The sequence below is a fragment of the Blastocatellia bacterium genome, assembly GCA_035573895.1.
GTDB lineage: Bacteria > Acidobacteriota > Blastocatellia > HR10 > HR10 > DATLZR01.
Genome location: DATLZR010000017.1, coordinates 1 through 11813, shown reverse-complemented (window position 1 = coordinate 11813; position 11813 = coordinate 1). Strand labels below are relative to the sequence as shown.

Here is an 11813-nt window from a genome sequence, read left to right as displayed (position 1 = left end):
CGATCACCATCACAGGAGTGAACGGGTTCGGTGCGGACACCAACATGCCGCAGAATCGTTTCCCCGTGGTCTTCCAGCTCGATGAGGGCCTTTCGATCATCAAAGGGTCTCACGCAGTGAAGGCCGGCTTCCAGTACCGATTCATCAAGCGGGTGCGGACGTTCAACGCGCTCTACCGAGGGGCCTACAGTTTCGCCAACGAGGCCGCCTTCTTGGCCGATCAGCCATTGACCTATCAGGTGCGGATTGATCTCACCACCGGCGACCGGGGTGATGGCTATCGCATCTACAGCCGCAACGAGTTCATGGGGTACATTCAGGACGATTGGAAGGTCCGATCCAACTTCACGCTCAATCTCGGCCTGCGCTATGAGAACTTCCGACCCCCGAAGGAGCTGACCGGACGGATCGCTCAGGCCCTTATTCCCCAGGGCACGACGATCTTCGCCATATTGCAGACCCTGCAACCGGCGCCGACAAAATTCTTCTACAATTCGGACGATAACAATTTCGCTCCTCGCATCGGCTTTGCCTGGAGCCCGAAAGCGAGCAGCCGATTCGGTCGCTGGCTGACGGGAGGCGAAGGCAAGATGTCCATCCGGGGCAGCTACGGCATTTTCTACGAACGGCTCTTCCAGAACATTGACGAGAACATCCAGTTCAATCCGCCGTTCGGAGCGACGCTGACGTTCGATACGCGAGCACGACAGACATTTGTGTACTCGATTCCTTCGTGGGTGCCGCCGGGACTGAGGGGAGCCGCGCCGCCGCGCGGAACGGCGCTCAACCCCGTCTTCGATCCGAACCTGCGCACCTCCTATACGCAGAGCTGGTTCCTCGGCATCCAGCGCGAGGTTCCCGGGAACCTCTCGTTCGAGGTCAATTACGTCGGCACCCGGGGCGTCAAGCTCCCGCTCAATCTCAATATCAACCGATTCGACGGAGACCTGCTGGATAACGTGCTGGATCGAGTGAATGGGAACTTCGGCGCCATTGGCCTGGCCGGCAATCGCATCAACTCGATCTACCATGCCATGCAGGTCGAGGTCAATCGGCGGTTCCAGCAAGGCTTCACGCTGCAAGCCTCCTGGACGGTCTCCAAGTTCATTGACGAAGACTCCGATTACTTCGCCACCGACGGCATTGTCTCGGTCACCAGCATTCGCCGCGAGCGAGGACTGTCGGGATTCCACACGCCTCAGCGGCTGACGATTAACACGATCTGGGACCTGCCCTTCTTCAAGGGAGCCAGTGGAGTGGTGAAGCACGTCCTGAGCGGCTGGACGATCGGAGGAATCCTCACATTCCAGACGGGCCGGCCGTTCAACGTCTTCAGCAGCGCTCCCTATCCTCGTGGTGACTTCAATGCCGATGGCACGAACAACGACCGCCCGATGATCAAGACCGACAAGAAAGGAGCGATCATTCCCGATCGGAGTCCGGCTGACGGCATCCTCCGTGCCGATGCCTTCGACACAAACTTCCGAGGACTGGGCAATCTCGGTCGGAATGTCTTCCTTGGCCCCGGCTTCGCTAACTTCGACTTCGCCGTCTACAAGAGCTTCCCGCTCACTTTCCTGGGCGAGCAAGGCCGATTGCAATTCCGCGCCGAGATGTTCAATCTGCCCAATCATACCAACTTCGGCCAGACGACGGGGAACCTGGCCAGCTCGCTGTTTGGGAAATCCAATTCGGCGGCAGCTCCTCGAACGTTCCAGTTTGCTCTGAAGCTCTACTTCTAGTCTCGTGGGGATTCGGCCCGAAGGCTTTCCTCGGTCCGAATCCCCACATATTTTTTCCGGCTTCGTATCCTGGGCCCCCATCATACCAACTGCGCTCGACAGGAAACCCGGTTACTCCGCGCAGGAATGTTCTTACCCTTTCCACCCTTCACGAGGGACGACATTTACGGGTCAGCCCCTATGTGTCATAATGGAGCCGCAGTGAGGGTGACCGACCAGCATCCGGGCAGGGAGTGATGAAATCGTCGCGGCGAACCCTTTTGAAGGCAGGGCTGGCGCTTCCGGCTCTGACGCTCGAGTCTGTCGTGGGAGGACCTGCCGTCCAGAGGAATTCCTCCTTTGATCCCTGGGTCGAAATTCATGCCGCCCATCTTCGTCATAACGTCCGGGAAATTCAGCAACGCATCCATTCCCGGCCCATTCTCGCCGTCATTAAAAACAACGGCTATGGCCTGGGGATCGTCACCGCCGCGCGCCTTTTGGAACCACTCGAGGGCATCGCTGGATTCGCTGTCGTTAAACTGCAAGAAGCCATTGCTCTTCGCGACGCCGGTATCCGCAAACCGGTGCTGCTCATGGGACCGTTCGAGGAGAAGGAGCTGGAAGAAGTCGCCGCTCGAAACATCATGCCGATGGTCTACACTCCAATGGGGTCGGTTCTGGATCGGGTGTCGGGTAAGCTGCGCAAACCGATTCCGATCCATGTCTGCGTTGACACCGGTATTGGTCGCGTGGGCGTTCCCTATCGGGATGCTCCTTCGCTCATTCGAGAGCTGGCGCTGCGGCGCACATCCGTGCGCATCGAAGGCGTGATGATGACCTTCACCGAGGATCCGGATTTCGATCTCGTGCAGCTCGATCGGTTCCGCTCCCTGTGCCGTCAGATGGAGCGAGAGGGAATCGCTTTAGGCAAGAAACATGCGGCGTCCAGCTATGCTCTCTTTCAGCACCCGGAGGCCTTTCTCGATATGGTGCGACCCGGCATGGCCATCTACGGGATTTATCCGGAGGCTGAATTTCGCGCGATGAAGGTGATGGAGTTGCGTCCGGCCCTGAGCTTGAAAGCCCGCGTCATCTACGTCAAGCAGCTACAGAAGGGGGAGAGCGCCGGCTATAACCGGGTCTATAAGGCGCGAGAAAATGTCTGGGTGGCGACGCTCCCCGTCGGTCACGCCGACGGACTTCCCCGAACGGTAGTCAAAGGCGCACATGTTCGCATCGGGACGGACCTTTATCCGATCGTCGCCATCAGCGCCAGCCATACGATCGTTGAGATCGGCCCGGAACCGCGCGTCAAGATCGGCGATGTGGCCGTGCTGTTTGACTGGCAGGAAGGCTCACGACCGGAAGACGTCGCGGCGTCCTCCGGAAGCTCCGTCTACGATCTCACAATGCATCTCAGCCCCCTGCTTCCCCGGCGGATTCTATAGGGCACTCTCCCGCTCGCTCGGACGAACCGCTTTCCACGACGAAAATTCGAGTCCTTTTGAATCACCGACGCCCGCTACGAACCTCTGCGTTTTCGGAACACTCTACCCTCTTCGCCCCGTTTATGAGAAAATAGGGGCGCGCGAGGAAAAAAATGTGAGAATAGGAAGGAAGGGGGCAACAGAAGGAGTCATGCGATTTCACGCTCGTTCACGATGGGGTTGTGTGAATGATGCGGCGGAGGTCAGATATGTACGAGTTTGATTGCACATTCTGTCAGATCATCAGTGGTGACCGGCAAGCGGAAATCGTCTACCAGGACGAGCAGGTTGTCGCTTTCAAGGATATTCACCCGAAAGCGCCCTGGCATATCCTCGTCGTTCCCCGCGATCACATCGAATCTCTTAACGATGCCGCTCCACGAGACGAAGCCCTGCTGGGGCATCTTTTGCGCATTGCGTCGAAGGTGGCCAATGCAGTGGGGATTGCTGACGAAGGCTATCGCGTTGTCATCAACACCGGACCTAATGCCGGACAGAGCATCTTTCACCTTCACGTTCACGTCCTGGGCGGGCGCGTGCTGGGCTGGCCTCCGGGGTGAAGCAAGGCGAGGGCGCGGTACAAACCGGACGCCCGAAGCAGGTGTCGCACGCGACTTTGCTCGAAAGAAAGAAGCGTCGAATTTTCGAGTCCGCAACTGCGCACCGGCGGGAGAGCCGGTGCCGAATTTTTCGAGGTGAAATCGGATGCCCGTGGAATTTTACAAATTTCATGCAGTGGGCAATGACTTCCTGATCCTCGACGGGCGTGGCCTGAATGGGGCGGAGTCGCTCGAGCGTCTCGCCCAACGACTGTGCCATCGCCATCTGGGCATCGGTGCCGATGGGTTGATCGTTTGGGGCCAGGCGGATTCCTCGGAGGCCGATGTTGAAATGCGGCTCTTCAACTCCGATGGAAGCGAAGCGGAGATCTCCGGCAACGGCGTGCGTTGCCTGGCCGCCTATCTCTATTTCATCGGAGAGTGGGCGGCCGAGCGGCTGCGGGTCGCTACCCGGGCCGGGGTGAAGACGCTTCATCTGCTGGAGCGCGACGGACCTCGCTTTCGCTTTCTCGCCGAGATGGGGCGACCGCGTCTGGCCAGCACGGAGATTCCGATGGCACTGGAGCCACCACAGTCGAAGGTCGTCAATTATCCTCTCGATGTGGGCGATGGCGTGTTTCTGGTGACGGCTTGCTCGATGGGAAACCCTCATTGTGTCGTCCTCTGCGATGATCTGGAGGCGCTGGACATCCGGCAGCTCGGTCCAGTCATTGAACATCATCCGTTGTTTCCCGCCCGGACGAACGTGGAATTCGTTCGCGTGCTGGATCGCCGGCTCATCGCCCTGCGGATGTGGGAACGCGGTGCCGGCGAAACGCTCTCTTCCGGAACGGGGGCCTCGGCCGCTCTGGTCGCCGCCGTCCTCAACGACCTGACGGATCGGCAAGTTCGCGTGCGAACGGCCGTCGGCGATCTGGAGGTAACCTGGCGCGAGGATGATGTCATCACCGTCACGGGAACTGCCGAGGCCGTCTGTCGGGGCGTGTGGTTGGGATCACTCGCTGATGTCGTCTGAACCAAAGTGGGTTCCCCTCACTCAGTGCGCCATGGCGGCCGAAGCCGAGATGATCGTCGAATTGCTGCGGCGTGAAGGAATCGAGGCGGTGGCCAGCGGAAGCTACGATCCTCTCCTCACAACCGGACTGCAACCCGTTATCGTCTATGTCAGCGAAGCGGATCGGATGGAAGCTCACCGCCTGTACCTGGCCTTCTTCGGTCGGCATCTCCATGACTCAAACGATTCTCAACAGGAGGAGACTTTATGAGAAACCAACCGGATGACCTGGAGCGAGATCCCTTCCTGGAAAGAGGGCGGAGGAGAAATTTCACGCCAGCGACCTTCTGGCTGAAATTCCTGGGAGCGGCCTTTCTTCTCCTCATCGTGATCATCCTCGGCGCCAAGTCGGTGACGACGGTGGAGTCGGGCACTCATGCGGTCTTGCGCCGCTGGGGAAAGGCCGAACAGGTGCTCGAACCGGGCCTTCACTTTTACAATCCGATCTCGACCAGCCTGCAAATCTACGAGACGCGCATTCGCACGCACACCGAAAATGTCTCCGTCACCTCGGTGGATAATGTTCGTTTCACCGCCGATGTCACGGTCGCCTACGCTCCCGATCCGAAGAGACTTGTTGAGCTCGATTCTCGCCTGGGGAGGGAATACCTGGCGCGGCTCACGCCCATCATTCAGACGGCCTCGCGGGACGTTTTCTCCGACATCAAGATTTACGATGTCGTCGCCCAGGTGGGTCGGGTGACTCAGGAGCTGAAGGCCAGTCTTGATCCTCAGTTCGCCGCGCATAATGTCCTGCTGGAGTCGGTGCAAATCTCGAACGTGGATTTGCCCGACAATGTCGAGATTCAAGCGGCGGAAGTCGCCGCAGCCGCCAAGGCCAAAGAAGCCGCCGAGTTCCGACTCCAGGCAGCCAAAATCGAGCAGGAGACGCGCGCTCTGGAAGCCCGCACCGCCGCTCAGAACCCCGAACTCATTCGTCTGCGCCAACTGGAGATCATGCGAGAGATCGAGCTTTCTCGAAACGACGCCATCAAGAACACCAAGGTTCAAACGCTCATCATCGGAACGCTGCCCGCCGGCGTACAAGCGATGGTTCCCGTGAAAGAGTAACGCTGCTTTCACATTCGGCGCGTCCTGGTTCGGCCATTTTCGGGAGGCATCCTCCGCCACACAAGGGCCTCACGATATCAGGTGAGGCTCATCCTAGGTCCCTTCAATGAGGCGCATCGGTATGGCCGTGGGAAGAGCGGGGGGTGCCGCCTGCCGCTTTTGTGAATTATGGGATGCTGCGTCTGCTGGCAGATGCGCTGGTGAGTTTAGTTTTTCCCCGGGCATGTGCTCTCTGCGGCCGCCTGGTGGACGGGCTGAGCGAGGGCGTCACCTGCTCCGCCTGCTGGCGGGGGAGTCCCGATGTCATCGGTTACGGTCGCTGCGGTCGTTGCCACGCCCCGCTGATCATCAACCCGCCGACTACCGGAACGGAGCGCTGCCGCCAGTGCGAAGGGATGACCCTGGACCTTCTCCGTTTCGTCGGGCCGTATGAAGGAGCGTTGCGGACGAATGTGCTTCGCCTGAAGACACAGCGCCATGTCTGTCGGCGCCTGCGGGAAAAGATCGAAGAGGGTGTGCGAGGAGAACCCGTCTTTTATCGCGCCGATGTCGTCGTCCCCGTACCGCTTCATCCCCAGCGGCAGCGGGAACGCGGATACAATCAGGCCGAAGTGATCGCCCGAATCGTCGCCCGCGCTCTCGCCCTCCCGCTCGCGACCGATCTCCTCCAGCGCATCAAAAACACCGTTCCCCATCGAGCGGGAATGGATGTGACCCAGCGAGCGGAAAGCCTCTCGCGGGCCTTCGTCGTGATCAGCCGCGGAGAGATCGAAGATAAAGTCGTCCTGCTGGTGGACGATATCTGTACAACGGGCGCGACGCTCAACGAATGTGCGCGGGTGCTGAAGGAGGCCGGAGCGCGAGCCGTCTATGGATTCGCTGTTGCTCGCGCCCTCCCTTCACATTTTACCGCCAGCCTGCGCGATGGAGGCCAGACGGTCCCGGAACGGCCTCGAGCAGTTTGCAAATGAGTTTACCGGGAGCGCATCTTCCTGCCGTGCCTCTGCCCGCTGGATGTGAGCGCTCCCGGAGTACGGGAAATTGAAAACCGCTATAGCCTGCACGCTCGGTGGATTCCCCGGTCGGCGAGTTCGTCGGACGCAAGGACAGGCCGTCCACAGCTCCGCATGCGATCGTGCCGCCGAAGTCGCCTGATGACCGCAAGTGGAGCGATTTCTCCCTACTGCTTGGGTTGACTGGGACCGGGCGCAGGAGAAGACGGAGTGGCCGGGAGCGTGATCGGACGAAGACCGCCGAAATTGGCCGGATTGTCCAGCATGCGTTGAGCCAGGATGTTCTCGATCCGCGATTCTCCGAGCGCCAACCGGGTGACGACGCTCTGCAGGACCTCCTCTCGCTGGCTGCGCAACTCCTCGGCGATTTGCGCCCGCACTTCATCGAGCGTCAGATCGCGGTCTCGTTGAATGCGGCGCGTCAGCTTGACGATGATCCAGACCGATCCGATCTTCATCGGCTCGGTGATGTCCCCTTCGGCCATGGTCGCCAGACGGGCCCGGAGCGGCGGGGGCAGCTCTTGAGCATTCTCGGCGAAAAATCCCCAGTTGCCGCCGCGCGCGCCCGTCACAGGGTCTTCTGATCGCCGAGCAGCCACGGTAGCGAAGTCGGCCCCTTTGCGAAGCTGATCGTAAATCTCCCGGATTTTCCGCTCGGCGGCTTCCGCGCCGATGGCGTCATCGGACAGATTCTCCTTCTCCGGGCTCACGATGATGCGCGCCAGGACGAATCCCCGGCGCTCGACGAACTGAGCTTTGTTGGCGGTATAGAACTCCTCGATCTCACGATCGCTCACGGTGATGCGGGGCGTGACCTCGCGATCAAAAAGCTTTTTGATGGCGAGCTGCCGCCGCATATCCTGTTTGAATTGCTCCTCGGTCTGACCGAGGTCGCGGAGCGCGCGCTGGAAGCCTTCCTCGGTCAAGCCGCGCTCGCGCTTGAACTGCTGAATCCCTTGAAGGATTTCGTCGTCGGTGGGCAGCAGGCCCATGCGCTCCGCCTTTTGATAGAGGGCCTGCTGAGTGATCAGCCCTTCGAGAATCTGAAGTCGGGTCAAGGCCAGCTCGGCAGCCGTCGGTGAGATCTGTCCTTGTTGTGCGGCCGCCCGGAGCTGCTGCTCGACCAGCCGATCCACCTCCGATTGCGTGATCACGACGCCGTTGACGCGCGCGGCGACGTCCTCGGCGGTGGCTTGACTTCGGTTGGTCTTGCAGGCGCTGGCGCTCACAAGCGTCACGATGAAGAGATAGCTCGCTATTCGTCTCACAGTTCCTCCTCGTGATGTCGCGCGGGCATGCCCCGCGCCATCTCTCGTGATGAACGGAAACTCGCTCCTCTCCACAAAAAATCGCCACGGATGCCCACGACTCGCCCGTCAGCTCCCTGCGCGCTCACGGTACTCTCCGTCGCGGGTCTTGGCTGATGCACAACCGATGACCGGATTTGACTTGATCGGTTGGCTCTGTTATAAACTTTGCCTTTTCGCATCATCTCGTGGGAGGCAAAGAGTACGATGGCACAGAGATGCGCTGTCTGCGGCAAAGGACCGCAATTTGGCCACCGCATCAGCCATGCGGGAAATCGCACCAAGCATAAATTTGAACCGAATCTGCAGCGCGTGCGGGCCGTGGTCAAAGGCAGCGTGCAGCGGATTCGCGTTTGCACGCGCTGTCTGAAAGCCGGCAAAGTGATCAAGGCCGGTCGCCCTTCTCTCGCATTGAGTCCCACCCTGTAACGCTCCGCTGCGACTTCCCTGGCCGGATGGGATCTATCCCACGGCCACCGCATCCACCTCGATTTTGACATCGCGCGGCAACCGGGCCACCTGAACCGTTGACCGCGCGGGCTTCTGCCCGGGAAAGTACTGGGCATAGACCTCGTTCATCCGGGCGAAATCGTTCAAATCCGCGAGAAAGACCGTCGTCTTCACCACCTTCTCCAGCGACGAACCGGCAGCCTGAAGAATGGCGGCGAGGTTGCGCATCACCCGATGGGTTTGCTCCTCAATCGTTCCCTGAACGATCTCTCCCGTCGCGGGATCAATCGGGATTTGACCGGAGACGAAGACCAGCTCGCCCACGCGCACGGCCTGAACGTAAGGGCCGATGGCCTGGGGCGCATCAGGAGTTTGAATCGTGTGTCGCGTGAGTGTTTCACCGCTCCGCTCGTTCGACATCAATGACTCCCTCCACGGCTTTGATGGCAGCGATGATTCGCTGCAGGTGCTTGAGATCGAAAATCTCCACGGTGATGCGGATCTCGCCGCGTCCGTCGGGGGTCGTGCGCGCGCGAGCATCTCGGATATTGGTTTTGATGGACGCAATAGCCGAGGTGATTTCGGCGAGGACGCCGGGCCGATCCTCGACGGTCACATGCAACGGGACGGCGTAGGGCTCTTGATCGCCGCCTTTCATCCACTCCACCGGAATGATGCGCTCGCGATTGACCATGAGGCCGGGCACATTTGTGCATCGCCGGGCATGGACGGCGACGCCTTTGCCCCGGGTGATATAGCCGATGATTTCCTCTCCCCGAATGGGATTGCAACAGCGCGCGCGATAGACCATCAGATCATCCATCCCCTTGACGCGAATCGCGGCGTCGCGCAGACCGAGGGCCTTTTTGACGCGCTCGGTCACCTCGGCGATCTTGGTCGGCGGTTTCTCCTCGACTTCGGCGATGACCTCCGGCGGCACGAATCGAATGATGACGCCACGCGGAGAAACTTTCCCGTAGCCGACCGCCGCATAAAGGTCGTCCAGTTTCTGGTAGCCGTAGTCGGGGGCGATCTTCTCCAGTTCGCCGTTGCTGGTGAGCTTCTTCAGACTCAGGTGGAATTTCTCCGCTTCCCTTTCCAGGAGGCGCTTGCCGAGTTCGATGGCTTCTCGACGTTCCGCTTCGCTGAGCCACTTGCGAATTTTCGTGCGGGCGCGATTAGTTTTGACGAAACTCAACCAGTCGCGGCTCGGATGATGCCCGGCGGTGGTAATGATCTCCACCACATCGCCGTTGCGAATCTGATACCGAAGGGGAACGATGCGCCCGTTGACTTTGGCTCCGGTACAGGTGTGTCCGACCTCGGTGTGAATGGCATAGGCGAAATCCACCGGCGTCGCCCCGCGCGGCAGCTCGATGACCTTGCCCTTGGGAGTGAAGGCGAAGACCTCGGTGGGATAGAGATCGAGCTTGAGGTTTTCGAGGAATTCACGGGCATCGCGGGTCTCCTGCTGCTCGTCGAGCAAGCGTCGCAGCCAGGCGAAGGCGCGATCTTCCACATGCTCGCCGAGCTTGCCCTCCTTATACTTCCAGTGAGCGGCAATGCCCTCCTCAGCGATGCGGTGCATCTGCTCGGTGCGAATCTGAATCTCCAGCGGCACCCCGTCCTGTCCCAGGACCGATGTGTGGAGCGACTGGTACATGTTCTCGCGGGGCGTAGCAATCCAATCGCGGAATCGTCCCGGAATCGGCGGCCACGCCTGATGGATCACGCCCAGGGCGGCATAACAATCACGCACGCTGGTGGTGATGATGCGCACCGCGACCAGATCGTAAATCTCATCGAGTGTGACTTTCTTCCGCCGCATCTTCTGGAAAATGCTGTAGAGGCGCTTGACCCGTCCCTCGACGGCGATGACGGGAATTCGCTCGGCGTCGAGTCGGGCCCGAATCTCCTTCTTCATGACTTCCAGCGTCGCTTCGAGCGCGGGACGCTTTTTATCCACGGCCTCCTTGAGGCGGTGATAATCCTCGGGCAAGAGGTATTGAAAGGCCAGGTCCTCCAGCTCGCCACGAATACGACCCATGCCCAGCCGATGGGCGATGGGAGCGTAGACTTCGAGCGTTTCCCGCGCGATCCGCACCTGTTTGTCGCGGGGGAGATAGCCCAGCGTGCGCATGTTGTGCAGCCGGTCGGCCAGTTTCACCAGAATCACCCGCACGTCATCCACCATCGCCAGCACCATTTTGCGCAGGCTCTCGGCCTGAGCTTCCTCGCGGGAGGCAACGGTGATCTGACTGATCTTGGTGACTCCGTTGACGATGCGGGCAATTTCAGGCCCGAAGTATTGCTCAATTTGCTCAATCGTGGTCAGGGAATCTTCGACCGTATCGTGAAGCAACCCGGCGCTGACGGTCACCACATCGAGCTTCATGTCGGCGAGCAATCCAGCGACCTCCAGGGGATGAACGAGATACGGCTCGCCCGACATCCGCACCTGTCCGCGATGCTCGCGGGCCGAGAAAATATAGGCCCGACGCAGCAGCTCCAGATCGGCCTCCGGATGGTACCGCTCGACTTTCTCCAAAATATCCTCGAAGCGAATCACCACGGCCCGTCACGCCACCTCACGGCGTCTTTTCCCTCGACCGAATCCCGGCATAGCTCAATTGTATCCGAGCCGATTCCCTTGTGCTAGCAACAACAGCACTCATCGCCGCCGCTTCCGGCGGAGTAATTCTCCGACGAGAGCTGCCGCCCGGAAACGAGGGGAAAGTAGCGACAGCGCGAGGCTCCAAAGCCCGGGCCACCCTTTCGGGCGTGCTGACCCGGTGGTCGTCAACCGGCACAGAAGAAAATGATGGAACACCCGGCCGGAAAGCCATCGTAAAAGGTGTGTCGCGAATTCAGCCGACAAGGCATCTGTCATGAATCGTCTGGGAAAATGGCTTCCGCCCATAGATGAAAGTGCCCACCGATTTTCGATCTGTGGGAACATTTCATCCGTGGGCGGAGATCTCAGGCAGAAGTCGCTATGAATCCGAGGGAATTGCTTGGACCGTCCAGCCCGTTGGGCTATCCCGCGCCATACTGGTTTCTGGTGCTGTTCAAGGTCCTCGGGTTCACGCTCCATCTGGTGCCGATGAGTTTGTGGTATGCCGGAATCATTCTGGCTCTGCTCCTTCA

The 11813-nt window shown here is 60.0% G+C and carries 11 protein-coding genes; 8 read left to right on the top strand and 3 right to left on the bottom strand.

Annotated elements, in window-relative coordinates:
- The 7 genes from VNM72_02105 to VNM72_02075 all read left to right on the top strand — a co-directional run.
- Positions 1 to 1742, top strand: a 1742-nt coding sequence (locus VNM72_02105; protein ID HXF04192.1) for a hypothetical protein, incomplete at its 5' end; no start/stop codon positions are given.
- Positions 1743 to 1978: 236 nt separating this feature from the next.
- A complete protein-coding gene (gene alr, locus VNM72_02100) occupies positions 1979 to 3172 on the top strand; it encodes an alanine racemase (protein ID HXF04191.1) in 1194 nt (397 codons plus the stop codon).
- Positions 3173 to 3420: 248 nt separating this feature from the next.
- Positions 3421 to 3771: a histidine triad nucleotide-binding protein gene (locus VNM72_02095; GenBank protein ID HXF04190.1), complete on the top strand. Its 351-nt coding sequence runs from the start codon at positions 3421 to 3423 to the stop codon at positions 3769 to 3771.
- A gap of 145 nt (positions 3772 to 3916) precedes the next feature.
- Positions 3917 to 4786, top strand: coding sequence for a diaminopimelate epimerase (dapF, locus tag VNM72_02090; GenBank protein HXF04189.1), 870 nt, complete (start codon positions 3917 to 3919; stop codon positions 4784 to 4786).
- A complete protein-coding gene (locus tag VNM72_02085; protein ID HXF04188.1) occupies positions 4776 to 5036 on the top strand; it encodes a DUF2007 domain-containing protein in 261 nt (86 codons plus the stop codon). The genes dapF and VNM72_02085 overlap by 11 nt, the downstream gene beginning before the upstream one ends.
- Entirely contained in the window at positions 5033 to 5896 is an 864-nt protein-coding gene (locus VNM72_02080) for a prohibitin family protein (protein HXF04187.1), read from the top strand. Before VNM72_02085 ends, VNM72_02080 begins: the two co-directional genes overlap by 4 nt.
- Before the next feature lie 161 nt (positions 5897 to 6057).
- Positions 6058 to 6867 carry a ComF family protein gene (locus VNM72_02075; protein ID HXF04186.1) on the top strand — a complete coding sequence of 270 codons (810 nt, stop codon included), beginning with the start codon at positions 6058 to 6060 and terminating at the stop codon, positions 6865 to 6867.
- A 209-nt stretch (positions 6868 to 7076) separates the two neighbouring features.
- On the opposite strand, the gene VNM72_02070 is transcribed toward VNM72_02075, so the two are convergent.
- Positions 7077 to 8177, bottom strand: coding sequence for a SurA N-terminal domain-containing protein (locus VNM72_02070; protein HXF04185.1), 1101 nt, complete (start codon positions 8175 to 8177; stop codon positions 7077 to 7079).
- A 246-nt stretch (positions 8178 to 8423) separates the two neighbouring features.
- Between VNM72_02070 and rpmB the strand changes: the two genes are divergently transcribed.
- The gene (gene rpmB / locus VNM72_02065; protein HXF04184.1) at positions 8424 to 8645 is read left to right on the top strand and encodes a 50S ribosomal protein L28; all 222 of its coding nucleotides are present in this window, start codon (positions 8424 to 8426) and stop codon (positions 8643 to 8645) included.
- 33 nt (positions 8646 to 8678) lie between these two features.
- Here rpmB and VNM72_02060 read toward each other — a convergent pair whose 3' ends face one another.
- Together VNM72_02060 and VNM72_02055 are read right to left on the bottom strand one after the other, a co-directional pair.
- Positions 8679 to 9086 (bottom strand): RidA family protein, encoded by a 408-nt coding sequence (locus VNM72_02060; GenBank protein ID HXF04183.1) that lies wholly within the window; start codon positions 9084 to 9086, stop codon positions 8679 to 8681.
- On the bottom strand, positions 9064 to 11235 hold the full coding sequence (locus VNM72_02055; protein ID HXF04182.1) for a bifunctional (p)ppGpp synthetase/guanosine-3',5'-bis(diphosphate) 3'-pyrophosphohydrolase: 2172 nt from the start codon (positions 11233 to 11235) through the stop codon (positions 9064 to 9066). The genes VNM72_02060 and VNM72_02055 overlap by 23 nt, the downstream gene beginning before the upstream one ends.
- Between the last annotated feature and the right edge of the window lie 578 nt (positions 11236 to 11813).

Coding starts and splice junctions, on each gene's coding strand:
- VNM72_02060 (HXF04183.1), bottom strand. CDS start 9,086: ATGTCGAACGAGCGGAGCGGTGAAACACTCACGCGACACACGATTCAA.
- VNM72_02080 (HXF04187.1), top strand. CDS start 5,033: ATGAGAAACCAACCGGATGACCTGGAGCGAGATCCCTTCCTGGAAAGA.
- rpmB (HXF04184.1), top strand. CDS start 8,424: ATGGCACAGAGATGCGCTGTCTGCGGCAAAGGACCGCAATTTGGCCAC.
- dapF (HXF04189.1), top strand. CDS start 3,917: ATGCCCGTGGAATTTTACAAATTTCATGCAGTGGGCAATGACTTCCTG.
- VNM72_02095 (HXF04190.1), top strand. CDS start 3,421: ATGTACGAGTTTGATTGCACATTCTGTCAGATCATCAGTGGTGACCGG.
- VNM72_02085 (HXF04188.1), top strand. CDS start 4,776: ATGTCGTCTGAACCAAAGTGGGTTCCCCTCACTCAGTGCGCCATGGCG.
- alr (HXF04191.1), top strand. CDS start 1,979: ATGAAATCGTCGCGGCGAACCCTTTTGAAGGCAGGGCTGGCGCTTCCG.